Below are 24,693 nucleotides of genomic sequence, written 5' to 3'. Positions count from 1 at the left end.
CAGATCGACTCCTCTGACGGAGATGCCTGATGAAACGCATAGTACTTGCGTTCGCGGTGATGCTCGCCGCGACCAGCTTTGCCATGGCACACGAACAGCATGTGAAGGAACCCCACTATCCAGGCGCCTACGACCAACGGCTCCAAGACCAGCGGGTCGACTGCTGGCGCGACCAGGCGGGCAGATACTACTGGGAATGCGTCGCGGCCAATGCCACGCCGTTGCTCGGTATCGACATCGACCCGTTCTGGATCATGCAGGATCTTCACCCCTGAAGGTCGTGGCTGAAGAACACAAAAGCCGCCGGCACGGCGGCTTTTGTGTCTTTGGCTGAAGCGTTTCAGGGCTTTTTCGGCTCGCGCGGCCCACCGGAAATGGTGGTTGAAGTCACCGATACCGGATCGCTCGCCGGAAAACTGTCTTCCAACCCCTCTTCCAGCTCTTCCTGCAGGACCTGCGGGTCCTTGGGCCGGTCGTCGCTCCGCCGGGCGCGCCTTGTGCGCTTGGCCGGGCCCTTGCCATCGCTTCTTCCGGGAATTGCGGGCATTGCAGTAGTCCTTCCGCATCTAGATGCAGAGGAAACGCCTGCCCCGCTGCCTGGTTCCGAAATCACCCCGCGTCGCGCGCCGCCTCCGACAGGAAGGCGTAGACGTAGTCGGAGAACGAACGCCAGCACTCGACCCGGAAGGCATCCTCGCCGGTACGCAGCAGCACGATCTCGACCTTGCCGAGAACGGTGCGCGAGGCAGCGCCCACCGGAAAGGCCTCAAGCGACAGATCCTGCGGGCAGCCGGCGTTGATGGTGGCTGCTGCGTTGAGTCCCGTTACCGCGATGGCGACGTTGCGGTGCGAGACGTCGACGGCCGAATGCAAGCCCTTGACCGAGGCGCAGTCGGCGACCGGATCGCTATCCGCCTCGTCGATGACCAGCCATTCGTCCGGGCCGAGCCAGAGTGCGGTGCGGCCGGCCTTGGCGGCGGAAGACTTGGGCTTCTGCGGCAAAGTGAGGCCCAGCGCCTTGGACAGCGCTGCAATGGCCGCCGGGCGGGCGCGCAGCGACATGCGGTTCGCCGGTTCCAGCACCTTGAGCGACACGCCCTGCCCGCCCAAGCTCTTGCCGGCCAGTGCCGGGCTTCTGGTGGCGGTTGCGACCTTAGCCATGGAGACGCTCTCCCTTTTCGTCGAAGAACACGGCGCCGGTGACTTCCACCTCGATGACACCGTCGGGCATCGGCACGTAGAGCGTCTCACCCATGCGGTCACGGCCACCAGTGACCAGCGCCATCGCGATCGAACGGTCGCAATTCGCCGACCAGTAGCTCGACGTGACGTGGCCGATCATCTTCATCGGGATCGCCTGCTTGGGATTCTCGACGATCTGCGCACCCTCCTCGAGCACGGTGCGCGGATCTTTCGTCTTGAGGCCGACGAGTTGCCTGCGGCCCTTGGCGACAAGATCGGGGCGCGTCATGCCGCGGATGCCGACGAAATCGGCCTTCTTCTTGCCCACTGCCCAGTCGAGGCCGGCATCGTTGGGGGTGACGGTGCCGTCGGTGTCCTGGCCAACGATGATGTAGCCCTTCTCGGCGCGCAGCACGTGCATCGCCTCGGTGCCGTAGGCACAGGCGCCATGCTTCTGGCCCTCGGCCCATAGCGCTTCCCAGACGGCGCGGCCGTAGTCGGCCGGCACGTTGACCTCGAAGCCGCGCTCGCCGGTGAACGACATGCGGAACAGCCGGGTCGGCACGCCGCAGATCTTGCCCTCGCGCACCGACATGTGCGGCATCGCCTCGTCGGACATGTCGATGCCCTCGACCAACGGCTCGATGATCTTGCGCGAATTCGGCCCCTGGACGGCGATGACAGCCCACTGCTCGGAGATCGAGGTCAGCCAGACGTCGAGATTGGGGAACTCGGTCTGGAGATAGTCCTCCATGTGGTTCATGACGCGGGCGGCACCGCCGGTGGTCGTCGTCACGTGGAATCGGTCCTGCGCCAGGCGCCCGACCACGCCATCGTCATAGATAAAGCCGTCCTCGCGCAGCATGATGCCATAGCGGCAGCGGCCGACTTCGAGCTTCTCCCACGGATTGGTGTAGAGCAGTTCCATGAACCTGGCGGCATCGGGGCCGACGACCTCGATCTTGCCGAGGGTGGAGGCGTCGAACAGGCCGGCCGTCTGGCGCACGGTCGCGCATTCGCGGTTGACCGCCTGATGCATGTCCTCGCCGGCGCGCGGAAAATACCAGGCGCGCTTCCACTGGCCGACATCCTCGAAGACGGCACCATGGGCCTCGGCCCAGGCGTGGGTTGCGGTCTTGCGCGTCGGGTCGAACAGGCCGTGGCGGGCATGGTTGACGATAGCGCCGAAGGTGACCGGCGTGTAGGGCGCACGGAAAGTGGTGAGCCCGACCTGCGGAATGTCCTTGCCCAACGCATCGGCGGCGATGGCGAGGCCGTGCATGTTGGACGTCTTGCCCTGATCGGTGGCCATGCCATTGGTGGTGAAGCGCTTGACGTGCTCGATCGAGCGCATGCCTTCATGCACGGCCTGGCGGATGTCCTTGGCGGTGACGTCGTTCTGGAAATCGACGAAAGCCTTGACCGTGGTGTCGGCGCCCGCGCCCGGGCCGGCACCGAGCATGCTGCCGGTCCAGCCTTCAGAGCCCTCGACCTTGATCGAGACGGCCTTGGACGGCTTCGCGCCAACGTGCTTGGCCGCAGCCGAACCAGCAGCAAGCGCCTGCTCGACGGTGTCCTCAAGGGAGTCGGAGCCGTTGCAGGCGCCGACCGAGACGCAGTCCTGGGCATAGGTGCCGGGCAGGAAACGCTTGGTCGCATCGTCGAAGGCGACCTTGCCGCGCGACTGCGAGAACATGTGGACGGAAGGCGTCCAGCCGGCCGACATCAAAAGCGCGTCGACGGCAATGGTGCGCTCCGGGCCGCCGGCCTTGGGCTGGACGGTCATCGACTTGATGCGCTTGGTGCCATTGGCGGAAATGACGGCGCGGCCGTCATTGATCTCGATGCCCAGCGCGCGCGCCTCGTCGATCAGCGGGCCGGCCGGGTTGTCGCGCAGGTCGACGATCGCGGCGATGCCGACGCCCGCCTTCTTGAGATCGATGGCGGCCGCATAGGCGCTGTCGTTGGCGGTGTAGACGCCGACATTCCTGCCGACGACGACGCCATAATGGTTGAGGAAGGTGCGTGCGGCCGACGCCAGCATGACGCCTGGCCGATCGTTGTTGGCGAAGACCATATGGCGCTCGATGGCGCCGGTAGCGATGACGACGCGCTTGGCGCGGACCTGCCACAGCCGCTCGCGCGGCTCGTCGCGGCCGGGGCTTGCGAGGTGATCGGTGACGCGCTCGACCAGGCCGACGAAATTCTGGGCGTAGTAGCCGAAGGCAGTGGTGCGCGGCAGCACCGTGACATTGTCCATCGCGGCGAGTGTCGCCACCGCAGTCTGCGCCCAGGCCCAGCCGTCCTGGCCGTCGATGACCGCACCCTTCTCAAAGCGCAACGCGCCGCCGAATTCGGCCTGCTCGTCGCAGAGGATGACACGCACACCGGTCTCGGCTGCTGCAAGCGCCGCCGCAATGCCGGCGGCGCCGCCGCCGAGCACCAGCACCTCGCAATGGGCGAAACGCGACGAATAGTGGTCAGGATCGGGCTGATCGGGGGCCACGCCGAGACCGGCTGCGGCGCGGATGTTGGGCTCGTAGATCTTGTGCCAGGCAGCCTTCGGCCACATGAAGGTCTTGTAGTAGAAGCCGGCAGAGAAAAACGGCGAAGCGAGATCGTTGACCGCGCCGACGTCGAAGGAGAGCGAGGGCCAGCGGTTCTGCGAGCTGACCGTCAGTCCGTCATAGACCTCCTGCACGGTGGCCCGCACGTTGGGTGTCTTACGGGCCGCGTCGCGCTCGACAGTAACAAGCGCGTTGGGCTCCTCGGCACCGGCCGACAGGATGCCGCGCGGGCGGTGGTACTTGAACGAACGGCCGACGAGATGCACACCATTGGCCAGAAGCGCAGAGGCAACGGTGTCGCCGGCAAGGCCGGTGAAGGACTTGCCGTCGAAGGTGAAGCGCGCGGTCTTGGCCGGCGTCAGGCGGCCCTGGCCGGAAATGCGATAGGAACCGGCCATCATGCGTCTCCCTTGGCCGGGCGCTTTGCCTTGGGCTTTTCATTGAGCTGGTCCGGCGGGCGGTTGGCCCAGGCGGCGGGACCGGCCTCGCTGGAGAGCGCGGAAATGTCGGGCTTCGGCTCGCCGGCCTTGTAAGTCAGCAGGAACCGGTCGGTGACGGTGTCGCGCGCGGCGTTGAAGAAACGCGCGCAGCCATGCATGTGGCGCCAGCGCTCGAAGACGATGCCCTTCGGGTTCGAGCGGATGAAAAAGAATTTTTCGAAGTCCTCGTCGCTGACGGCGGCGAGATTGGGCGCGCGGACGATATGGGCCTCGCCGGCGTTGCGGAATTCGAGCTCGGGGCGCTCTTCCTCGCAATAGGGGCAATGTATGAGAAGCATCTTTCCCTCGCGAAACTCAGTGCGCCACGGCGGCGGCTGCCGCCTCGTCGATCAGGCGGCCGGTACGGAAGCGCTCGATGGTGAATGGCGCGTTGATCGGGTGCGGCTCGTCGCGGGCGATGGTGTGGGCGAAGACGTTGCCCGAGCCGGGCGTCGCCTTGAAGCCGCCCGTGCCCCAGCCGCAATTGACGTAGAGACCGGGTACCGGGGTCTTGGCCAGGATCGGCGAACGATCCGGCGTGACGTCGACGATACCGCCCCAGGAGCGCAGCATCTTCATGCGCGTGAAGATCGGGAACATCTCGCAGATGGCGTCGAGCGTGTGGTTGATGATGTGCAGGCCACCGGTCTGCGAATAGGAAATGTACTGGTCGGTGCCCGCACCGATGACCAACTCGCCCTTGTCGGACTGCGAGATGTAGGCATGCACGGTATTGGACATGACCACGCAGGGGAACACCGGCTTGACCGGCTCGGAGACCAGCGCCTGCAGCGGATAGCTTTCGAGCGGCATGCGCACGCCGGCCATGTCCATGATGACGGAGGTGTGGCCGGCGGCAACGACGCCGACCTTCCTGGCACCGATGAAGCCCCTGGAGGTCTCGACGCCCGAGACGCGGCCATCTGGTGTGCGGCGCACGCCGGTGACTTCGCAGTTCTGGATGATGTGAACCCCGCGGTCGGAGGCGCCGCGGGCATAACCCCAGGCGACCGCGTCGTGACGGGCGGTGCCGCCACGGCGCTGCAGCGAAGCACCCACCACCGGATAGCGAGCCGAAGCGGAAATGTTGAGCGGCGGACAGAATTCCTTGGCCTGCTCGGGCGTCAGCCACTCATTGTCGATGCCGTTCAGCCGGTTGGCGTGGACGTGACGCTTGAGCACCTGCACGTCGTGGACGTTGTGGGCGAGCATCATGACGCCGCGCGCCGAATACATGACGTTGTAGTTGAGGTCCTGGCTCAGCCCGTCCCACAGCTTGAGCGCGTGGTCGTAGATCCCGGCGGACTCGTCGTAGAGATAGTTGGAGCGGATGATGGTGGTGTTGCGGCCGGTATTGCCGCCGCCGAGCCAGCCCTTTTCCAGCACCGCCACATTGGTGATGCCGTGTTCCTTGGCGAGATAATAGGCGGTGGCAAGGCCATGACCGCCGGCGCCGACGATGATGACGTCGTATTCGCTTTTCGGCTCGGGCGAGGACCATTGCTCCTCCCAGCCCTTGTGGCCGCGCATCGCCTCCCGGGCTATGGCAAAAACCGAATATTTCCGCATCTTTCTGGGCCTCGCAGATACCGCAAGCGTGAGCGCGCGAGGTGTAGCACTAGCGAAATCCGCCGGCCAGCCTTGCGCTGTTTGCGACGGGGATTGCCGCTTTGTGCTGTCGCTCATGCCAGCCTGGCGCGCGCGGCCTTCATGTTGGGCAGGAAGATGGTGAGCAGGCCGAGCAGCGGCAGGAAGGAGCACACCTTGTAGACGAAGGCGATGCCGCGCGCGTCGGCCACGACGCCGAGCAATGCCGCCGCCAGACCGCCAACGCCGAATGCGAAGCCGAAGAAGATGCCGGCGATCATGCCGACGCGGCCGGGCACCAGCTCCTGCGCGAAGACGACGATGGCCGAAAACGCCGAGGCCAGGATCAGGCCGATCAATACAGTCAGCACCTTGGTCCAAAACAGGTCGGCATAGGGCAGCAGAAGCGTGAACGGCAGCACGCCCAGGATCGAGAACCAGATCACCGTCTTGGCGCCGAAGCGGTCGCCGATCGGGCCGCCGAGGAAGGTGCCGACCGCGGCCGAGCCGAGAAACAGGAACAGCATGTATTGCGACTGCTGCACCGACACGCCAAATTTCTCGATGACGTAGAAGGTGTAGAAGCTCGACATGCTCGCCGTGTAGATGTTCTTGGTGGTGACGAGCAGGGCGAGCACCACCAGCGCGCCCATCACGGTGCGCCGCGGCAGCGGCGGAAACAGCGTCGAGGCTGCGCGCCTGGCGGTGCTGGCGACCTGGCTGGCATACCAGCCGGAGACGCGGAACAGCACGATGATGCCGACCATCGCGCCAAGCGAGAACCATGCGATGCCCGACTGGCCCTGCGGCACGACGATGAGGGCGGCGAGCAGCGGGCCGATCGCCGAGCCGAAATTGCCGCCGACCTGGAACAGCGACTGCGCCAGGCCGAAGCGGCCGCCCGAGGCCATGCGCGCGACGCGCGACGACTCAGGATGGAAGATCGCCGAGCCGAAGCCTATGAAGGCGGCGCCCACCAGAAGCATGCCGTAGCTATGGGCAAAGGCCAGCGTCAAAAGACCAACCAAGGTCGAGCACATGCCGACCGGCAGCGAATAGGGCATCGGCTTCTTGTCGGCATACATGCCGATGGCCGGCTGCAGCAGCGACGCCGTGACCTGGAAGGTCATGGTCAGAAGCCCGATCTGCACGAAGTCGAGCTGATAGTCCGCCTTCAGCATCGGATAGAGCGACGACAGCAGCGACTGCATGACGTCGTTGACGAAATGGCTGAAGCTGACCGCGAGCAGGATCGCAAAGACCGTTCCGTGGGCACTCGATGGACGGGCGGGGATGGCAGTGTCGGTCAACAGCGTATTCCTGGCAGCCTTGGAAGGGTTCTGCCATACTCCCTAGGGCCGTGGCCCGCATGGTGCAACTCCTGCGGGTTAGCGGACCAGAACAGTCACTAAATCGGGACGTCGCCGGTGCGCTACGGCTTGAGGCGCTTGGAAATCGGGGCGAATTCCGGCGTCGGCTTGCGCTTGACCGGGTCAGGCTCGTTCTTCTCCTGGGCCTCCCAGTACTTCCAGTTGACCTTGTCCGAGCCGAGTTCGTAGTCCATGCCGTCCCAGGCGTCCTCACGGAAGCTGTAGAAGGCCCAGTGCAGCCCGTCGGCATCGAGCGAAGTCAGAACGTCCTCCAGATACTGCATGCAGAACGGCAGGCGCCGCATGCAACCGAACTCGCCGGCGACCACGCGGTTGCGGGCGATGCCTCGGCTGTCGGCCCACTCAACGGGCTGCGACAGATAGGCCTTGACGCGTTCGGCATCCCACTTCTGCTCGCCTTCGCCAAAAGGCACCATGCCCGGGTACTTATAGGGCTTCCCACGCTTCATGTTGGGCGCGCTGGTGGCGGCATATGGCTCGTACATATGGAAGGAGTAAAGCACGCGGTGGTCGGTCAGTTGGGCCGGCCAGTAGGAAAAAGCATCGGCAGCCGCATACCAGCCGGCATCGGCCATGACAGGCGTCGCCGGATCGACCTCGCGGATCGCCTTGATCACAGTCTCGTAGAAAGCCGGAAGGTCGCGGGCGCTGCCGGCAATGCCCGTATACCAGGACCGCATTTTGGCAATCGATGAGTGCTCTGCGAGCCCGCCCTCCTTTTCTGGCGCCGGCTCGTTGACGATGTTGTAGGCAGCGACTGCGGGATGATCCTTGAGTTCGGCGGCGAGATCGCGCCAGAAGGAGGCCGCCTGCTCCCAATAGTCCTTATCCTGCCAGATGCGACCGTCGAATTTGCTGCCGTTGTTTTGCGACCAGCGCATTCCGGGCAACGAAAGCGGCGCAATGACAACCTTGAGCCCAGCCTTGTCGGCGCGGTCGAGCACATCCTTGAGGGTTTGGACGTCGGCGGCGACAAGGCCTTCGTATTTGTCGGCATCGCCGATCAGAAAGTCGCGCTTGGCCGGCTTCCATTTGTCATAGGACAGCCGCACCCAGCTTGCTCCATACCCGCTCAGCGCGTCGAAATAGGCCTGGTCAGGCGGCAGGCGGTTGAAGCTGTTGCCACCATGCTGCGGCGTATCCCAGAATTCGATCAGATCGGCGGCATGCGCCACGGGCGTCGCGGTGGCGAGCGCGAGGGCAAAGAGAATGGTACGCATTATGAAGACCTTGCATGCCTGGCAGGAGGGTGGGAGACGCTTGGTCGGCGATGAATGCGGCGGAACTAGGCACGTCCTGGGGAACTGGGTTTCCCACAACCTCGGGAAATGCGCCTTTGCAGTGGACAAGCAGGGCTGATTCTGCTATTTGCCGCCCACAATTCGCGGTGGTGCCCATCGCAGAGGCCAGTTGGCTATCGCCAGTAGCTTCAGTTTTCGAACCGAAAGACAGGATCACACGTGCAGGTACTCGTCCGCGACAACAATGTTGACCAGGCGCTTCGCGCGCTCAAGAAGAAGATGCAGCGCGAAGGCATTTTCCGTGAAATGAAGATGCGTGGTCACTACGAGAAGCCGTCCGAGAAGCGCGCCCGCGAAAAGGCCGAAGCCGTTCGCCGCGCCCGCAAGCTGGCCCGCAAGCGCGCCCAGCGCGAAGGCCTGCTGCCCAGCACGCCGCGCCCGGCAGCTGCAGCCGGTGCTCGTCCGGCGGCTCGTTGATCTGCCAATTTTTGGTCCTTTTCGAAGGATAACGACGAGGTGGGGCGACTAAAAATCGCCACCACCTTTTTGTTTTGGTCCGGATTTCGGCCGGATGCCGCGCCACCTGCCCGGGGCGCAAGCGAGGGACACCGAACGATGTATGCAGCCATGAGCAGCCGCAAGCCTTCCATGCGCGGAAGCGCCGCGACGGCCCTCATGCTCGTGGCGCTCGCCGCCGCCGGCTGCCAGTCGGCCGGCCCGGTCGGCGAACTGACCCGCATCGACACGGCGCAGGGCTCGAACGAGAACATCTCCTCGCTGAGCGCCGTCATCGCCAGAAACCAGAACGATCCTGAAGCCTACAACGTGCGCGGCTCGGCCTATGGCCGCGGCGGCAAGTATCGCGAGGCGCTGCAGGATTTTGACCGGGCGCTGCAGCTCAATCCGAATTACTACCAGGCCTATTCCAACCGCGCGCTGATCCATCGCTTCATGGGCAACCAGCCCGCAGCCCTGGCCGACTACAACAAGGCGATCCAGCTCAACGCCTCCTATGACGCCGCATACATCGGCCGCGGCAACCTGTACCGCAAGGCGGCCCGGGTCCAGGACGCCTTCAACGACTTCCAGAAGGCGATCGAGCTCGACACCACCGACCCGCGCGCCTACCACAATCGCGGCCTGATCTACCAGCAGCAGGGCCAGCACGCCTTCGCCATCGAGGACTTCTCCAAGGCGATCTCGCTGTCGCCCGACGCAGCCGAGCCCTACAACGGCCGCGGCCTGTCCTATCTCGCCACCAACGACGACGAGAACGCATTCAGCGACTTCAACATGGCCATCAAGCTCGACGGCAAGATCGCCGAGAGCTGGGCCAACCAGGCGCTGATCTACGAGCGTCGCGGCGACAAGGCCAAGGCGGCGAAGTCCTTTGGCGAGGCAGTCCGGCTCGACCCGAACTACAAGCCCGCCGTCGACGGACTGGCGCGCACGCGCGCCTGATCCAAGCCGGGCAAGTTCCTGCTGTGAACTGCCTCGTCATCCTGTCGCATCCGCTGGCCAAAAGCCTCAACCGCCATTTCGCCGATCTAGCCGTGGCGGAACTCGAGGCGGCCGGCCACAGCGTCACCCTGCTCGACCTCTATAAGGCGGAGTTCGATCCCAGGCTGACGCTGGCCGAGCGCCGATCCTACTATGGCGATGGCTTCGACGCCTCGGCACTTGGAGCCCATGAGCAGGCCCTGCGCGAGGCCGAGGTGATCGTGCTGGTTTTCCCAACCTGGTGGTTCGGCCTGCCGGCAATGCTCAAGGGCTGGATCGACCGCCTGTTCGCCCCCGGCATCGCCTTCGACCACGGCAGCGACTTCGGCCCCATCAGGCCGCTCCTGCACCGGCTGCGCCATGTCGTGGCCATCACCACGCTCGGCAGCCCTTGGTGGGTCGACTGGCTGGTCATGCGCCGTCCCATCCGCCGCATCCTGAAATGGGGCGTATTCGGGGCCTGCGCGCCCAAGGCTGGCTTTGCCATGTTGTCCTTCTATGCTGCCGAAAAACCGCAGCGCGAACGGGTCGAGCGCTTCGGCGAACGCATCCGGCAACAATTGCGCAAGATCGCTTACGGCTGCCGCAACGATTAATTTGAACCCGCAAGAAAAGGCGCGGAACCTTTCTACGCATATCCTGTTGATGGTGCGTGAAAGGAGCCAGCCATGCGAAAACTCATTTTCCTTGCCCTCGCCTTTCTCCCCCTATCGCTTCCAGCCTACGCCCAGAACGGGACACTTGTCGGACTTCTCAGCTGCCGCATCGCAAGCGGAACCGGCTACCTCATCGGTTCGAGCAAGAACATGCGATGCTACTTCTATCCAGCTAACAACCAGATGCCAAAGCAGACCTATATAGGCACGATCAACAAATACGGCCTCGACGTGGGTGTCACCGGTGGCGGGATATTAGAATGGCTCGTCATGGCACCAACCAGGGAATACTATGCCCCTGACGTGCTCGCCGGCTATTATGGCGGTGCCAGCATCGAGGCCACATTGGCGCTCGGCGTTGGCGCACATGCCATGCTCGGCGGCTCGAACCGGACGATCGCGCTTCAGCCGTTCAGCGGCCAGGGCCAGACTGGCCTCAATGCCGCCCTCGCAGTCAGCGGCCTCACACTGGTCGGCGTGATCAGACAGTAGGACAGATAGGCGTGGGCCCGGGCACCAGAGCCCCGCGAACCGGCCCGCAAACAGAAAAGCCCGGGAGTTGCCCGGGCTTTTCCTTTTGGTTCGGATTGACCGCTGTGGTCAGTGATCCATCGCCTTGACGATTTCCTCGGTCATCTTCTTGGCATCGCCGAGCAGCATCATGGTGCCGTCCTTGTAGAACAGCGTGTTGTCGATGCCGGCGTAGCCGGAGCCGAGCGAGCGCTTGACGAACAGGCAGGTGCGGGCCTTGTCGACGTCGAGGATCGGCATGCCGTAGATCGGCGAGCTCTTGTCGTCGCGCGCCGACGGGTTGGTCACGTCGTTGGCGCCGATTACGTAAGCCACGTCGGCCTGGGCGAACTCGGAGTTGATATCCTCGAGCTCGAACACCTCGTCATAAGGCACGTTGGCCTCGGCGAGCAGCACGTTCATGTGGCCGGGCATGCGGCCGGCGACAGGATGAATCGCATACTTCACCTCGACGCCATTGGCCTTGAGCTTGTCGGCCATTTCGCGCAGCGCGTGCTGGGCCTGAGCGACCGCCATGCCATAGCCCGGCACGATGATGACCTTCTGGGCGTTCATCATCAGGTAGGCCGCGTCGTCGGCAGCACCGGTCTTGACCGTGCGCTGGATGCCGTCGTCTACGGCCGCCGCCGTCTCGCCGCCGAAGCCGCCGAGGATGACGGAAATGAACGAGCGGTTCATGCCCTTGCACATGATGTAGGAGAGGATCGCGCCCGACGAGCCGACCAGCGCGCCGGTGATGATCAGCGCCAGATTGCCCAGCGTGAAGCCGAGTGCAGCGGCCGCCCAGCCCGAATAGGAGTTGAGCATGGAGACGACGACAGGCATGTCGGCGCCGCCGATCGGGACGATCAGGAGCACGCCCAGCACCAGCGACAGCACCACGATCAGCCAGAAGATGGTGGTCGACTGGGTGGTGACCAACAGCACGATCAGCACGGCGAGCGCAATGCCGAGTGCCGCGTTGATGAAGTGGCGAGCAGGCAGCATGATCGGCTTGCCCGACATGCGGCCGTCGAGCTTGAGGAAGGCGATGACCGAGCCGGTAAAGGTGATGGCGCCGATGGCGACACCAAGCGACATCTCGATCAGCGCCTGGGCGTGGATGGCACCGACCGTACCAATGCCGAAGCTTTCAGGTGCATAGACGGCAGCGGCCGCCACCATGACGGCCGCAAGGCCGACGAGGCTGTGGAAGGCTGCGACCAGCTGCGGCATCGAGGTCATGGCGATGCGACGGGCGATGACCGCACCGGCGCCGCCGCCAATGGCGAGGCCGAGGACGATCAGACCGAGCGTGGTTGCTGACAGATCGACGACCGCCAGCGTGGTGGCGATGGCGATGCCCATGCCGACCATGCCGTAGGTGTTGCCCTTGCGGCTGGTGGTCGGGTGCGACAGGCCGCGCAGCGCCAGGATGAACAGGATGCCGGAGACCAGATAGAGGAAGGAAGCGAGGTTCACGTTCACGTCACTTGTCCTTCTTCTTGTACATGGCCAGCATGCGCTGTGTGACGAGGAAGCCACCAAAGATGTTGACCGAGGCCAGCACCAGGGCGATGAAGCCGAAGCCAATGGCCAGGCCGGATGCGGCGATGCCAACGGCGAGCAGCGCGCCAACCACGATCACCGAGGAGATAGCATTGGTGACGGCCATCAGCGGCGTGTGCAGGGCGGGCGTCACCGACCAGACGACGTAGTAGCCGACGAAAATCGCCAGCACGAAGATGGCGAAGCGGAACACGAACGGGTCGATCGCCCCGCCGGAGACGGCATGGGCCACGCCGCCGGCGGCTTCCGCCGCACCCTGGCTGGTGGCGAGTTCCTGCACGCCGAGCCGGACGGCGGAAACCGCCTGGTCGAGCTGGTCGAGCGCTTTCTGAAGACCTTCCATCATGCGTCTCCCTTAGACTTCTTGGCCGCGGGCTTCTTGGCTGCCGCCGGCTTTTCGGCTTTCGCAGGCGCGGCCTTTTCGGTCGCCGTCTGTTCGGACGACGCTGCTGCTGCAGCGGCGAAGGCCGGGTGAACAACCTTGCCACCGTCGGTCAGCATTGTCGCCTTGACCAACTCGTCGTCGCGGTTGATGGCGATCTGCTTCGACGCCTTGTCGATCATCGTCTCGAGGAAGGCGAACAGGTTCTTGGCGTAGAGCAGCGAAGCCGATGCCGCGATGCGGCCCGGCACGTTGAGGTGGCCGACGATCTTCACCCCGTTGTCGGTGGTGACGACCTTGCCGGGCTGGGCACCTTCGACATTGCCGCCGCGTTCGACCGCGAGGTCGATGAGGACCGAACCTGGCTTCATCGAGGCGACCATCTGAGCCGAAACCAGCTTCGGCGCCGGACGGCCCGGGATGAGGGCCGTGGTGATGACGATGTCCTGCTTGGCAATGTGCTCGGCGGTAAGTGCCGCCTGCTTGGCCTGGTACTCCTTGGACATCTCCTTGGCGTAGCCGCCAGCCGTCTCGGCCTGCTTGAACTCGTCATCCTCGACGGCGACGAACTTGGCGCCGAGCGAGGCGACCTGTTCCTTGACCGCCGGACGCACGTCGGTGGCAGTCACGATGGCGCCCATGCGGCGCGCTGTAGCGATCGCCTGGAGGCCAGCGACGCCGACGCCCATGATGAACACTTTCGCCGCCGGCACGGTGCCCGCAGCAGTCATCATCATCGGCAGCGCCCGGTCGTACTCGTAGGCACCGTCGACCACCGCTTGGTAGCCGGCGAGATTGGCCTGCGAGGACAGGACGTCCATCACCTGGGCGCGGGTAATGCGCGGCATGAACTCCATGGCAAAGGCGGTCACGCCGGCCTTGGCCATCGCCGCAACCGCTGCGTCGTTACCGTAGGGATCCATGGTGGCGAGCACCGCAGCACCCGATTTGTAGCCCTTGAGCTCGGCCTCGCTCGGCCGCCGCACCTTGAGCACGACATCGGCCTTGGCCGCATCCGCAGCCTTGCCGATTTTCGCGCCGACAGCCGCAAAATCGGCGTCGGGAATGCGCGACAAGGTCCCTGCCCCCGTCTCGACAATCACGTCGAAGCCAAGTCCGACGAGGCGTTTCACCGTATCCGGCGATCCGCCTACGCGCCCCTCGTTCGCATCAATTTCTTTGGGTATGAATATTGTCTGGCCCACCGTTACGTCCTTTCGGCTGGAACCTTACCAAACGTAAGGCGCATGACGCGCAAAGACGCGCAGCGCCCTACAAACGAATTTATCCTGGATACCGGTGAAGGCTGGCGTCCCCCGACGCACCCGTCCCCATGATCAGTCAGAACAAAGCACCGCCGAGGTTACCGGCAGTGCCATCATGCGCGCTTCGTCCGCGTTGACTACATCGGAAGCCAAATAAAGCCGTTCCGGCTTACCGGAACCATGGCAGCCACGATCGAATCGCGGCTGCGCAAAGCGATATCAGGTGATGTGAGTCGGGATGTCACGAAGCAGGTAGGCACCCACCGCAACAATCAGGAGAAACAGCACCAGCGATGCAAAGAAGCCGGCGGGGGCAAAGAAACCGAACGCCATCGCAATCATGATCGCCACGCAAACGAGCGTGCCGTATTTGGAAAGTTTTATGAAAAGTTTGTAGGTGCCTTCATGCTCGGCGTAGTCCATCTGGGCGCCAAGTTCGACCGGGCCGGTCGGCGTGTTGTCAGCCATGAGAGTCCCTCCGGAAAGCTAGTTCAAGCGCACATACCGAAATGCGCGCGGCAGGGCAATGGGAAGATTGCCCCCAGACTGCGACAAGATCATCCATCGGCGCGATGAAACGGGCAGATGGCGCCCTGCCCTCCCGAAACAGCAAAGCCGCCATTGCGATTCGCGATGAAGGCCCGCCGTTCCAGCCGCGATGCGAGCTGGATGACTTATATCTTGCACTCGCCATTGAGAGGCCAAAGCGTATGCGAGTCGGCGAATTTCTTCGCCTCGGTCTCGACCAGCGGGGCGATCATCTCGGGATCGGCGCCGAGCGAATCCGAGGCCTTGACGAATCTGGCTCCGTCCCATTGCAGCATCCAGGCGGCGGCGTGACCGGCGTGATCGCCGCATGATGTCGAAAATGGGCCGATCATTTGGTCCGTGCCGAGCGAGACGAGCGCGTCCGCGTCGAGTTTCAGGTTCTCCAGCCCCCAGCGCATCTGCTCGGCACTGATCAGCCTGGTCTCGAAATGCTCCTGCGCCGCCTTGACGGCTTCCACTGCAAACATCGATACTAACGCCCCGCGCTGGTAGAGCAGCCCATCCAACTCCTCCGGCCCGGCCTGCGACTTGCCGGTTGCGACGACATATTTGCGGATGTCCTGCAGGGTCTGAGAATCGGACGCAGGCAGGTTCCACGACAGCACCCTGTAGCCCTTGGCTGCCTCGCCTACCACCTTCAGATCCTCGTCGCTGCCCGACCACCAGATGCCGACCAGCCGGTCCATCGGGAATTCGGCCTTTGCCGCCCCGGCGAACGCGCCGGCATTCATTGCCCCCCAGCCCCACAACAGCACGAAATCCGGACGCTCGTCCTTGATACGCGCCCATTGCTCGGCCTGGCTCTGCATCTCCTTCACGCCGACCGCGATCGGCAAAAGGGTGAAGTCGAACGTCTCGGCATATTCCTTGAGCAGCGCTATCGGTTCCTCGCCATAGGGGGAATCGAGGTACAGCAGCACGATCTTCTTGCCCCTGAGGGTATCGAGATCGCCGCCGGCAATGTTCTTCATGATCATCGTGGCGCCGTCCCAGAAGGTGACGGGCGGATTGAAGGCGAAGGGAAAGGTCTTGCCGTCGGACATGGCCGAAAAGCCCGCGCCGGGCACAAGCAGCGGCCGCTTGTCGGCTGCGGCCTTGGGCAGGATATCGGTCGTTGTGCCGGGCGACCACGGCAGCGCGATGATGCTAGTCGCTCCGATCTTGCCATAGCACTCGACACCTTTATCGGTGTTGAAGCCGGTCTCGCACTCGTTGAAGTTCAGCCTGATGCCGTTGACGCCGCCATCCCGCTCGTTGAGCATGGTGATGTAGTCGCGTTGGCCGTTTGCCAGCGGCGTGCCGGTAGCCGCATAGGGGCCGGTGCGGAATGACATGTTGGCGATGGTGAGCGCGTCTTGGGCAAGTGCCGGCGCGGGCAGCAATATCCCCAACACCAAGCCGGCCGAAAGAAGAGACTTGCGTGTCCGCATCTTCATTCTTCCGGTCCCTGTATCCTCGTTACAGCGCCGCGCGTCCCTTTGGACGCGCAAAGGACGCTGTAACACATTAAATTTGTGCATGACCCCGAAAATCGATTCCGATTTTCGGGGTCATGCACCCGTCTCCGCTGACGCGTCCTTATAGCAAGGCTCAGGCTGCTTCGCGATAGTATTTCGCGGTCGGCAGGATGGTCAGCGGCGCGAGTTCGCCCTTCGGCGGCTTGCCGAACATCAGCCTCTGCTCCATCGGCGTCGACCGGAAGAAGGGGAAGCGCTGGAACGAACGCTCGCGGATGCTGGCCACATCGGCGCGGTAGAGGACCACCTGATAGTTGAGCCCGGGATAATCGCGCAACTCGCCGATCTGTTCCGACTTATAGATGCGGCGATAGAAGCCGGCATGCTCGGGACGGATGGTCGACAGGCAATATGGCGCGCCGAAATAGAAGCAGGCCATGCCGGCAAGACGTAGCGTCAGATAGGGAATCTGCGGATAAACACGCGACCATTCCAAATCCGCGGCGAAACGGCTGGGATCGATGAAGGTGGCGCCGGCAGCCAGTTGCGGGCGCAATGTGTCACCGAAGACCGTGGTCGACGGGGATGCCGGCGTTTGGTGGCTTGCATGGTGAATGCGCAGCGTGCTGACCAGATGGCCGTCGATGTAGATGCCGAACTTGTAGCAGTTTTCGGTCTCATCCAGGTCGTCATGGATCGTGTGACTGGCGTTTTCAGGCACCATGTCGGTCATCCGATACGACTTGTAGCGCAGGCGGTAGATGTCCTCGAGGTCCTCGCCCTTGTCGCAGCGGCGATACTCGGCGCGCTCGAGCAGGGCAGAAACATTGCTCGCGAAGGACGAGCCCGAATCGGACGCACTGATACTCTGGACGCCGGCGTCGCCGCCCAGCGTCGGTTGATGAATCGTCATAGATTTCCCCGTGCTTCCGCCCTGGCCGAAAGGTTAACGGAGGCGAGGATGATGTAAAGGTAAAAATCGAAACATTAGCGTTTACCTTTCGTTAAGGTTAACGGCTAACGGGAAATCATTCACAATTGCGACCCGCGGATGTAGGGCCGTCTCGCCTTCAACCGCGGACTGACTTGCGAGCGCGGCTGATTTCCTGCGCGAACGGCCAGGAGGTATTCGACATCGTCTCGATGCCCGAGGACGACAGCGCTGAACCGAACAAAAAGCCCTGCACCAGGTCCGGCTGCACGGTGACCGCCAGGATCTTCAGCTGTTCGAAGGTCTCAACCCCTTCGATGGTCACTCTGAGACCAAGCGTTCGCGACAGGTCGACGACGCCCTTCAACAGTTGCAGCGAACGCGGATTCTGCGCCACGTCGGCAAGGAAGCTGCGGTCGATCTTGACCTTGTCGAGCGGCAGCTTGTGCAGATAGCTCAAGCTAGAGTAGCCGGTGCCGAAATCGTCGAGCGCGATGCGCACGCCCATCGACTTCAGTTCTTCCACATAAGCGCGGGTCTGCGATTTGTCGTCGAGAAGTGCTGTTTCGGTAACCTCGACCTCCAGCCGTTGCGGGGCGAGGCCGGATGCCGTAAGCGCGTCACGAACCTTGGCAATCACGTCGCGATTGCGGAAATCCTTGGCCGACAGGTTGACCGACACGCAGATCGGCGCCGGCCATTTGGCGCATTCAGCGCAGGCCGCCTGGAGCACGAAGGTGCTGATCTCCGAGATGATGCCCATCTCTTCCGCAAGCGGGATGAAGGTTGCCGGCGAAACCGGCCCGAGTTCCGGATGGTCCCAGCGGCACAGGGCCTCGCAGCTGGCAATGCGCATGGTGTTCATGGAGACGATCGGCTGGTAGACGACGCGCAAGGCGCCCGCCTCGACGGCTGCGCGAAGGTCGGCCTTCATCAGCTGGCGACTGCGGAAGGCGGCGTCCATCACTGATTCGAACAGATGCCAGTTGTTCTTGCCTAGTTCCTTGGCCTTGTAGAGTGCCAGGTCGGCCTTGACGATCATCGCGTCGACATCGGAATCGCCCGCCTGTGCCAGCACCGCGCCACCGCTTGCCTGTATGCGCAGAACATGGCCGGCCACGTCGACGTCGCCCTGCAAGCAGGCAAAGATGCGGTCGAGCATTGCCGTCAAGTGAGCCTCGTCGTCGACCCCGTCGAAATAGATCATGAACTCGTCGCCGCCGAAGCGGCTGACCTTGATGGTATCGGTGGCGAAGGTCGCCAGGCGTTCGGCAACCGCATAGATCAATCCGTCGCCGACCGGGTGGCCGAGCGTGTCGTTGACGCTCTTGAAATCGTCGAGATCGAGAACGGCTAGCGCACAAAGCCGCTCACGATCGCCGCCATCGACACATTCTGCGACGACTTCGTGGAAATAGGCGCGGTTGGGCAATCCCGTCAGGTTGTCGTAGCGCGCCATGAAGCGGATCTTCTCCTCTGCCGCGACGCGGGCTGTCACGTCTTCGAAGGTGATGACGCCCAATTCCTGGCTACCCTCGCGCGCGGAGAACTCCAGATACTGCCCGTTGGACAACGAAACCAGCACCTTGCGGTCTCTGCCCTCGCGCAGCGCCCGCGTGAGCTGGGCCTCGATGTAGCGGCAATCCTTGAGCGCCAGCATGCCGCCAGCGACGCCGCGCATCAGCAGGCCATGTATCGACCGCCCCAGCAGCGCATCCGGCGACTTCACCGACATCAGCTGCGCGGCTTCGGCATTGGCGACCGCGATGCGACCGTCGGGCCCGAGCATGACGAGGCCATGCGACATCGTGTTGAGGGCCCGGTTGAAGCGCTGGGCGAGGCGATTGGCCTTCTTTTCCTCGGAGATGGCGGTGAACAGCACATCGCGCACCGTGTCGGCGAATTTCCTGATGGCGTAGAGGAACGGCGCCGACAGCAGCCCCAGGAAAACGTGGTAGAAGTCGCCACGCAAGAGGAAACCGAGGGAGATCGCCCAGGTCATGGTGACCGTGAAGATCATCACCATGCGCGGCGAGCCATAATTGCGCCCCGCGATCGACGTCGCCGATGCCAGCGTCACGCAGACGGCCGCAATCTCGGCAAAACTGTCATGCGCGAAATAGATGCCCGCAAGGCAGAAGGCGCCAAGCACCAGGCCATGCAACGTGCCGTACAGGATGTAGTCGTTTTCGCGCTTGTGCGCTTCTTCCCATGTCGTGGGCGATGGCAGACTGTTGTATTTGCGGAAATTGCGCTGGCGCAGCGTGCAGACCAGCACCATGAGCAACGCGACGACCAGATAGAGAGGATGTTCAGTCTTCCACCAGACAACCACCATCAGCAAGGTCTGCGCAACCATACCGACAGCCAGCGTCGAACCGTCGCGGAAAAGGGTTTCCACGAAGGGGATGTAGACGTCGACCGGTATCTCGTTGTTTCTTCTGCGCATCCGAGGCCTGCCTAGGAGACACAAAGGTGCCATACGCGCCTTAAGAAAGGCTTAGAGCCAGCCCGGCCAGATCAACTCACGGCAATCCGGTTGCGCGATACGCGCTGTACTTTCGATTCAGGTAAACAACTGGTGTTCGCTATTCGGCAGCCTGCAATGTCCGGTTCGAGGATTGAGCCTGCAGGCGCTGCAACAGCCGCTGGCGTTCGCCGGCAGCCTTTTCGACGCTGGCGTGCTTGACGTGGCCATAACCGCGAACGAGTTGCGGCACCGACGCAAGCGCCGCCGCCGCTTCGATGTTGGTTGCAGAAAGCGCGCCCATGATCAGGTCGAGATCGGCCTCGTAGCCGGTAAGCAGGGCGCGTTCCATCTGGCGTTCGGCACTGTAGCCAAAGACGTCGAAGGCGGTGCCACGCAAGCCCTTCATTGCCGCAAGCAGCTTGAAGCCCGTTATCATCCATGGCCCGAATGCCGACTTGCGCGGCTTGCCGTCCGCACCCTTGCGGCCGAAGATCGGCGGCGCGAGATGGAACTCGAGCCGGCCATAGCCCTCGAACTGCCTTGACAGCTCGCGCTGGAACGAGCCGTCGGTGTAGAGCCGGGCCACCTCGTATTCATCCTTGATCGCCATCAGCTTGAACAGGCTGCGCGCGGCGGCCTCGGTGACCACGGTCGAGCCGGAATTGGCCTTGTCCTCGGCCGCCCTGACCGCAGCGATGCGGCCGGCATAGCGCTTTGCGTAGGCAGCATTCTGGTAACCGCTCAGGAATTCGACGCGGCGGGCAATGACCTCGTCGAGCGACTGCGCCACCGCGCGCTCCTCCTGGCGGTCCGGGCGGGCGACCATCGCACGGACGAACTCCGGCTCGTGCGCGGCGCGGCGCCCCCAGCGAAACGCAGCGACATTCATCGCCACCGCCTCGCCGTTGAGGCCGATCGCCTTCTCCACCGCCTCGGCCGACAGCGGCAGGCCGCCATGCTGGAAGGCAAAGCCAAGCATGAACATGTTGGCGCCGAGCGAATTGCCAAACAGGGCCGCCGCCGTGCGCGTGGCATCGAAAAAATGCGTCTTGGCTTCGCCCGCTGCAGCAAGGATGGATTTCTTCAACCGCTCGGTCGGCAGCGAGAAATCGGCCGAACGGGTGAACTCGCCGGGCATTACCTCCGCCGTGTTGGCGACGAAAATCGTGTGGTTCTCGCGCACCGCGGCCAGCACCTTCTGGGCGCCCGAGACGACGAGGTCGCAGCCCAGGATGAGATCGGCCTTGCCGGCCGAGACGCGGATCGCGTTGATATCCTCGGGCGAACGCGCGATGCGGACATGAGTGAACACCGATCCGCCCTTCTGTGCGAGCCCGGCCATGTCGATCATGCCACAGCCCTTGCCTTCGAGATGCGCCGCCATGCCGAGCACTGCCCCGACGGTGACCACGCCGGTGCCGCCGACACCGTCGATGATCGCGGCCCAGCCCTCGCGGCCGAGCGGGAACGGCTTGGGCTCGGGCACGCCTGCAAGCGGCTCGCTCGCACCAGTGATACCTTCGGCCTTGCGTATCCTGGCGCCATGGACAGTCACGAAGGACGGGCAGAAGCCGTTGACGCAGGAAAAGTCCTTGTTGCAGCTCGACTGGTCGATGCGGCGCTTGCGGCCGAACTCCGTTTCCACCGGCTGGATCGATACGCAGTTCGACGCCACACCGCAGTCGCCGCAGCCTTCGCAGACGAGTTCGTTGACGAACACGCGCTTGTCGGGGTCAGGGAATGTGCCGCGCTTGCGTCGACGGCGCTTTTCGGCGGCGCAGGTCTGGTCGTAGAGCAGGACGGTCACGCCCTTGATGTCGCGCAGTTCGCGCTGGACGAGGTCGAGGTCGTCGCGGTGGTGGAAGGTCGTGCCGGCGGGGAACTGGCTGCGGCCACCATATTTGTCCGGTTCGTCGGTGACGACCGCGATGCGCTCGACGCCTTCGGCGCGCACTTGGCGGGCGATCATGTCGACGGTCAGGCTGCCCTCATGCGGCTGCCCGCCGGTCATCGCCACCGCATCGTTGTAGAGGATCTTGTAGGTGATGTTGGCATCGGAGGCGATGGCGAAGCGGATCGCCAGCGTGCCCGAGTGATTGTAGGTGCCGTCGCCGAGATTCTGGAAGATGTGCTCGCGCTTGGAGAACGGCGCCTGGCCTATCCACTGCGCGCCCTCCCCGCCCATGGCGGTGAAGCCGACCGTCGAGCGGTCCATCCACAAGGACATGAAGTGGCAGCCGATGCCGGCGCCGGCGATCGAGCCCTCGGGTACCTTGGTCGAGGAATTGTGCGGGCAGCCCGAGCAAAAGAACGGCGTGCGCGAAGCCACGTCCTTGGTGTCGGCCAGCATCGCCTGATACTGGCGCAGGCGGCTGACGCGGGCTGAGATCTCTTCCGACGGGCCGATGACCTTGAGCACCCGCTCGCCGATGGCGATGGCGATGTCGTTGGGATCGAGCGCGCCCTTTGCCGGGAAAAGCCAGTCGCCACGCTCGTCCCGCTTACCGATCACCTTCGGCTGCATCGAGGTGCCGTAGAGCTCCTCGCGCACCTGGATCTCGAGCAGCGAGCGCTTTTCCTCGACGACGATGATCGTTTCGAGCCCGCGGGCGAAATCCCTGATGTGCTCGAGGTCGAGCGGCCACGGGCACCCCACTTTGAACAGGCGGATGCCGAGCTGGTTGGCGCGTTTTTCGTCAATGCCAAGGTCGTCGAGTGCCTGACGCACGTCGAGGAAACTCTTGCCGACGGTGATGATGCCGACCTTGGCCTTGCGGCCGCCGGAATAGACGATGCGGTTGATGGCGTTGGCGCGGATGAAGGCGGAAGCCGCCGCGCGCTTGTATTCGTGCAGCCGCGCTTCCTGGCCGAGCTGGTCGAGCTCCAGACGGATGTTGAGGCCACCAGGCGGCATGTCGAATTCGGGAATGACGATGTTGAGCCGGTCGAGCGAAGCGTCGACGGAAGCGGTCGATTCGATGTTGTCCTTGACGCATTTGATCGCCGCCCAGGTACCGGCGAAGCGCGACAGGGCAAAACCATAGAGGCCGTAGTCGATCAGTTCCTGCACCCCGCCCGGATTGAGGATCGGGATCATCGTGTCGACGAACAGGAATTCCGTCGCGTGCGCATTGGTCGAGGATTCGGCGGTGTGGTCGTCGCCCATCAGCGCCAGCGCACCGCCATGCCTGGAGGAACCAGCGAGGTTGGCATGGCGGAACACGTCGCCCGAGCGGTCGACGCCGGGACCCTTGCCGTACCAGAGCGAAAAGACGCCGTCGTGCTTGCCCTCGCCCATCAGTTCGGCCTGCTGTGAGCCCCAGCACGCGGTGGCGGCAAGCTCCTCGTTGAGGCCGGGCTGGAAGACGATGCCGGATTGCGCGAGCTGGCTCTTGGCCTTCCACAGCTGGATGTCGAGGCCGCCGAGCGGCGAGCCGCGATAGCCGGAGACGAAACCGGCGGTGTCGAGCCCGGCGAGCCGGTCGCGCTCGCGCTGCATCAAAAGCATGCGGATGACGGCCTGCGCACCGGAGAGGAAGACGCGCTCCTTGCCGAGATCGAACTTGTCATCGAGAGCGACGTCGTGAAGCGTCATCCGCATTTCCTGTGTCCGCACCACCCACGAGTCGGGCAGCTGACCTTGGGTAGCTTAGGAATAGCTTTTCCGCGCACGTCTGTCGCGTCAAACGAATTTCTTTGCACCAGACAAAGAACAATCAAAGATACATTGCCTGCGTCGGCAGGGCTCAGGCGGCAGGCGGGCAGGTCACGCCGCGGCCGCCCGGCAGGCGGCCGTCCGGATGGCCTTCCAGCTCGGGATTCGGATCGTAGAATGGGCCGACTGTCAGCGCCCTGTCGGGCAGCATGGACTGGTCCTGCGACGAGGCCATGGTCGTCTCGAACGCCTGCATGGTCTCGCCCTTCGGCCCCTCGATGCGGATCGACACCTTGTAGGGGCGGTCCTTGACCACACATTCCAGCGGCGGACTTTCGATGGTCACCTTGTCGCTCATCGGCCAGATCTTCTGGTGCACGACGATCGCTTCGCCACCTGCCGGGTTCTCGAAGCTCGCCACCGCGACCTCGCCCTCGCCGACCGGCTTCAGCGGCTTCAGCGTCACCAGGTAGCGCACGGTGGCGACGCGGTAGTTGAAGACGAACAGCCGGCCGGAAAGCTCGAAATACTCGCCCTCGCCGCCGCTTTCGCGACAGCCGGCGAGAACAAGCGCGGCAAGCGCCGCAAAGCCGAATACGATGGTGGCAAACCTGCGCTTACGCATCGAGCACCTCCTCCTTGCGCCTGTTGTAGTGTCGTTTGGCCTTCTGGCGGTTGCCGCAGACGGCCATGTCGCACCACAGCCGGCTGCCGTTGCGGCTGCGGTCGATGAACAGCCAGCGGCAGTTCGGGCATATCCGCATGCGACCGAGACTATCGGCCGCCATCAGCGACAGGGCCGAGACCGCAAGCGCCGCTTCGAAGGCGATTGGCCGCTCGGACCTGCCGAATGGCGCATCCGGACCGAACGTCTCGCCGGAACCGGCGAGCCCATCGGCGCAGGCCTTGAGCAATTCCGCCATGTCGCTTGCTGCCAATGCCCCTGTGGCGACGCCGCGCCTGAACAGCCGGTCGGTAGCCTCGCGGATGGCGAGCACCTTGTCCGCGATGGCATGCGGCGCGGGTGCGGCAAGCGCCCTGCCCTCGAGCTCGTCGACGCGGAAGGTCGTGGCCGCTACCGCAAAGCGCGCAATCTCCAGGGGATCGGCAAAGCGGTCGAAGCTGCGCTCGGCGTCGCCGCGCAGCACGACCGTGTTGGCCGTATCGAGTGCAAGCACGCCGCCGGAGAAACGATGGGCTGTCCAGGAAACCGTCATGGCCCAAATCTAACTGGTAAACACGATTTGACAAGTTAGATCGCGAAGCGCAGTTTCAAGCTTGCGGGAGACACCCGCGCGGGTT

General features: G+C 63.8%; 22 protein-coding genes. 5 read left to right on the top strand and 17 right to left on the bottom strand.

The window, feature by feature from the left end; all coding sequences use genetic code 11:
* Positions 1-29 precede the first annotated feature (29 nt).
* Positions 30-275, top strand: a complete 246-nt coding sequence (locus ABSY17_RS07495; protein ID WP_378948679.1) for a hypothetical protein — start codon at positions 30-32, stop codon at positions 273-275.
* Between the two features lie 65 nt (positions 276-340).
* On the opposite strand, the gene ABSY17_RS07490 is transcribed toward ABSY17_RS07495, so the two are convergent.
* The 7 genes from ABSY17_RS07490 to ABSY17_RS07460 all read right to left on the bottom strand — a co-directional run bounded on the left by ABSY17_RS07490 (position 341) and on the right by ABSY17_RS07460 (position 8,426).
* Positions 341-547, bottom strand: coding sequence for a hypothetical protein (locus tag ABSY17_RS07490; RefSeq protein WP_378948676.1), 207 nt, complete (start codon positions 545-547; stop codon positions 341-343).
* A 62-nt stretch (positions 548-609) separates the two neighbouring features.
* A complete protein-coding gene (locus tag ABSY17_RS07485) occupies positions 610-1,161 on the bottom strand; it encodes a sarcosine oxidase subunit gamma (protein WP_378948673.1) in 552 nt (183 codons plus the stop codon).
* Entirely contained in the window at positions 1,154-4,147 is a 2,994-nt protein-coding gene (locus ABSY17_RS07480; RefSeq protein ID WP_378948670.1) for a sarcosine oxidase subunit alpha, read from the bottom strand. Before ABSY17_RS07480 ends, ABSY17_RS07485 begins: the two co-directional genes overlap by 8 nt.
* Positions 4,147-4,527, bottom strand: a complete 381-nt coding sequence (locus ABSY17_RS07475) for a sarcosine oxidase subunit delta (protein ID WP_378948667.1) — start codon at positions 4,525-4,527, stop codon at positions 4,147-4,149. Before ABSY17_RS07475 ends, ABSY17_RS07480 begins: the two co-directional genes overlap by 1 nt.
* Positions 4,528-4,543: 16 nt before the next feature.
* Positions 4,544-5,797, bottom strand: a complete 1,254-nt coding sequence (locus ABSY17_RS07470) for a sarcosine oxidase subunit beta (RefSeq protein WP_378948664.1) — start codon at positions 5,795-5,797, stop codon at positions 4,544-4,546.
* A 113-nt stretch (positions 5,798-5,910) separates the two neighbouring features.
* Positions 5,911-7,125 (bottom strand): MFS transporter, encoded by a 1,215-nt coding sequence (locus ABSY17_RS07465; RefSeq protein WP_378948662.1) that lies wholly within the window; start codon positions 7,123-7,125, stop codon positions 5,911-5,913.
* A 122-nt stretch (positions 7,126-7,247) separates the two neighbouring features.
* A complete protein-coding gene (locus ABSY17_RS07460) occupies positions 7,248-8,426 on the bottom strand; it encodes a glycoside hydrolase family 5 protein (protein WP_378948659.1) in 1,179 nt (392 codons plus the stop codon).
* 240 nt (positions 8,427-8,666) lie between these two features.
* Between ABSY17_RS07460 and rpsU the strand changes: the two genes are divergently transcribed.
* The 4 genes from rpsU to ABSY17_RS07440 all read left to right on the top strand — a co-directional run bounded on the left by rpsU (position 8,667) and on the right by ABSY17_RS07440 (position 11,095).
* Positions 8,667-8,924: a 30S ribosomal protein S21 gene (gene rpsU, locus ABSY17_RS07455; RefSeq protein ID WP_378948656.1), complete on the top strand. Its 258-nt coding sequence runs from the start codon at positions 8,667-8,669 to the stop codon at positions 8,922-8,924.
* A gap of 138 nt (positions 8,925-9,062) precedes the next feature.
* Complete coding sequence (locus ABSY17_RS07450) at positions 9,063-9,908, top strand: tetratricopeptide repeat protein (RefSeq protein WP_378948653.1); 846 nt, start codon at positions 9,063-9,065, stop codon at positions 9,906-9,908.
* 23 nt (positions 9,909-9,931) lie between these two features.
* On the top strand, positions 9,932-10,543 hold the full coding sequence (locus tag ABSY17_RS07445; protein WP_378948650.1) for an NAD(P)H-dependent oxidoreductase: 612 nt from the start codon (positions 9,932-9,934) through the stop codon (positions 10,541-10,543).
* Positions 10,544-10,615: 72 nt separating this feature from the next.
* Entirely contained in the window at positions 10,616-11,095 is a 480-nt protein-coding gene (locus ABSY17_RS07440) for a DUF992 domain-containing protein (protein ID WP_378948647.1), read from the top strand.
* 108 nt (positions 11,096-11,203) lie between these two features.
* Here ABSY17_RS07440 and ABSY17_RS07435 read toward each other — a convergent pair whose 3' ends face one another.
* From ABSY17_RS07435 to ABSY17_RS07390, 10 genes are all read right to left on the bottom strand, one after another.
* Positions 11,204-12,601, bottom strand: coding sequence for an NAD(P)(+) transhydrogenase (Re/Si-specific) subunit beta (locus ABSY17_RS07435; RefSeq protein ID WP_378948645.1), 1,398 nt, complete (start codon positions 12,599-12,601; stop codon positions 11,204-11,206).
* Between the two features lies 1 nt (position 12,602).
* Positions 12,603-13,028 carry a proton-translocating transhydrogenase family protein gene (locus ABSY17_RS07430; RefSeq protein WP_378948642.1) on the bottom strand — a complete coding sequence of 142 codons (426 nt, stop codon included), beginning with the start codon at positions 13,026-13,028 and terminating at the stop codon, positions 12,603-12,605.
* The gene (locus ABSY17_RS07425; RefSeq protein ID WP_378948639.1) at positions 13,025-14,269 is read right to left on the bottom strand and encodes a Re/Si-specific NAD(P)(+) transhydrogenase subunit alpha; all 1,245 of its coding nucleotides are present in this window, start codon (positions 14,267-14,269) and stop codon (positions 13,025-13,027) included. The genes ABSY17_RS07430 and ABSY17_RS07425 overlap by 4 nt, the downstream gene beginning before the upstream one ends.
* Positions 14,270-14,548: 279 nt before the next feature.
* Positions 14,549-14,797 carry an aa3-type cytochrome c oxidase subunit IV gene (locus ABSY17_RS07420; RefSeq protein WP_378948636.1) on the bottom strand — a complete coding sequence of 83 codons (249 nt, stop codon included), beginning with the start codon at positions 14,795-14,797 and terminating at the stop codon, positions 14,549-14,551.
* Positions 14,798-15,003: 206 nt separating this feature from the next.
* A complete protein-coding gene (locus ABSY17_RS07415; protein ID WP_378948633.1) occupies positions 15,004-16,314 on the bottom strand; it encodes an ABC transporter substrate-binding protein in 1,311 nt (436 codons plus the stop codon).
* A gap of 154 nt (positions 16,315-16,468) precedes the next feature.
* A complete protein-coding gene (locus ABSY17_RS07410) occupies positions 16,469-17,248 on the bottom strand; it encodes a hypothetical protein (RefSeq protein ID WP_378948630.1) in 780 nt (259 codons plus the stop codon).
* A 157-nt stretch (positions 17,249-17,405) separates the two neighbouring features.
* Positions 17,406-19,715, bottom strand: coding sequence for a putative bifunctional diguanylate cyclase/phosphodiesterase (locus ABSY17_RS07405; RefSeq protein WP_378948627.1), 2,310 nt, complete (start codon positions 19,713-19,715; stop codon positions 17,406-17,408).
* Positions 19,716-19,854: 139 nt separating this feature from the next.
* Positions 19,855-23,331 (bottom strand): indolepyruvate ferredoxin oxidoreductase family protein, encoded by a 3,477-nt coding sequence (locus tag ABSY17_RS07400; RefSeq protein WP_378948624.1) that lies wholly within the window; start codon positions 23,329-23,331, stop codon positions 19,855-19,857.
* A gap of 151 nt (positions 23,332-23,482) precedes the next feature.
* Positions 23,483-24,016, bottom strand: coding sequence for a hypothetical protein (locus ABSY17_RS07395; RefSeq protein ID WP_378948622.1), 534 nt, complete (start codon positions 24,014-24,016; stop codon positions 23,483-23,485).
* The gene (locus ABSY17_RS07390; protein ID WP_378948619.1) at positions 24,009-24,608 is read right to left on the bottom strand and encodes a CGNR zinc finger domain-containing protein; all 600 of its coding nucleotides are present in this window, start codon (positions 24,606-24,608) and stop codon (positions 24,009-24,011) included. The genes ABSY17_RS07395 and ABSY17_RS07390 overlap by 8 nt, the downstream gene beginning before the upstream one ends.
* Between the last annotated feature and the right edge of the window lie 85 nt (positions 24,609-24,693).

The organism is Mesorhizobium sp. ANAO-SY3R2 (genome assembly GCF_042466635.1).
Lineage (GTDB): Bacteria > Pseudomonadota > Alphaproteobacteria > Rhizobiales > Rhizobiaceae > Aminobacter.
Note: the sequence above shows the minus strand (reverse complement) of the source record. Positions and strands in the feature narration are given on the sequence as shown.

Excerpts from the sequence above, each read along its gene's own strand:
- ABSY17_RS07410 (WP_378948630.1), bottom strand. The coding sequence starts at position 17,248 with ATGACGATTCATCAACCGACGCTGGGCGGCGACGCCGGCGTCCAGAGT.
- ABSY17_RS07485 (WP_378948673.1), bottom strand. The coding sequence starts at position 1,161 with ATGGCTAAGGTCGCAACCGCCACCAGAAGCCCGGCACTGGCCGGCAAG.
- ABSY17_RS07475 (WP_378948667.1), bottom strand. The coding sequence starts at position 4,527 with ATGCTTCTCATACATTGCCCCTATTGCGAGGAAGAGCGCCCCGAGCTC.
- ABSY17_RS07480 (WP_378948670.1), bottom strand. The coding sequence starts at position 4,147 with ATGGCCGGTTCCTATCGCATTTCCGGCCAGGGCCGCCTGACGCCGGCC.
- ABSY17_RS07440 (WP_378948647.1), top strand. The coding sequence starts at position 10,616 with ATGCGAAAACTCATTTTCCTTGCCCTCGCCTTTCTCCCCCTATCGCTT.
- ABSY17_RS07395 (WP_378948622.1), bottom strand. The coding sequence starts at position 24,016 with ATGCGTAAGCGCAGGTTTGCCACCATCGTATTCGGCTTTGCGGCGCTT.
- ABSY17_RS07460 (WP_378948659.1), bottom strand. The coding sequence starts at position 8,426 with ATGCGTACCATTCTCTTTGCCCTCGCGCTCGCCACCGCGACGCCCGTG.
- ABSY17_RS07405 (WP_378948627.1), bottom strand. The coding sequence starts at position 19,715 with ATGCGCAGAAGAAACAACGAGATACCGGTCGACGTCTACATCCCCTTC.
- ABSY17_RS07420 (WP_378948636.1), bottom strand. The coding sequence starts at position 14,797 with ATGGCTGACAACACGCCGACCGGCCCGGTCGAACTTGGCGCCCAGATG.
- ABSY17_RS07490 (WP_378948676.1), bottom strand. The coding sequence starts at position 547 with ATGCCCGCAATTCCCGGAAGAAGCGATGGCAAGGGCCCGGCCAAGCGC.
- ABSY17_RS07470 (WP_378948664.1), bottom strand. The coding sequence starts at position 5,797 with ATGCGGAAATATTCGGTTTTTGCCATAGCCCGGGAGGCGATGCGCGGC.
- ABSY17_RS07430 (WP_378948642.1), bottom strand. The coding sequence starts at position 13,028 with ATGATGGAAGGTCTTCAGAAAGCGCTCGACCAGCTCGACCAGGCGGTT.
- ABSY17_RS07400 (WP_378948624.1), bottom strand. The coding sequence starts at position 23,331 with ATGACGCTTCACGACGTCGCTCTCGATGACAAGTTCGATCTCGGCAAG.
- ABSY17_RS07415 (WP_378948633.1), bottom strand. The coding sequence starts at position 16,314 with ATGAAGATGCGGACACGCAAGTCTCTTCTTTCGGCCGGCTTGGTGTTG.
- ABSY17_RS07390 (WP_378948619.1), bottom strand. The coding sequence starts at position 24,608 with ATGACGGTTTCCTGGACAGCCCATCGTTTCTCCGGCGGCGTGCTTGCA.
- ABSY17_RS07495 (WP_378948679.1), top strand. The coding sequence starts at position 30 with ATGAAACGCATAGTACTTGCGTTCGCGGTGATGCTCGCCGCGACCAGC.
- ABSY17_RS07450 (WP_378948653.1), top strand. The coding sequence starts at position 9,063 with ATGTATGCAGCCATGAGCAGCCGCAAGCCTTCCATGCGCGGAAGCGCC.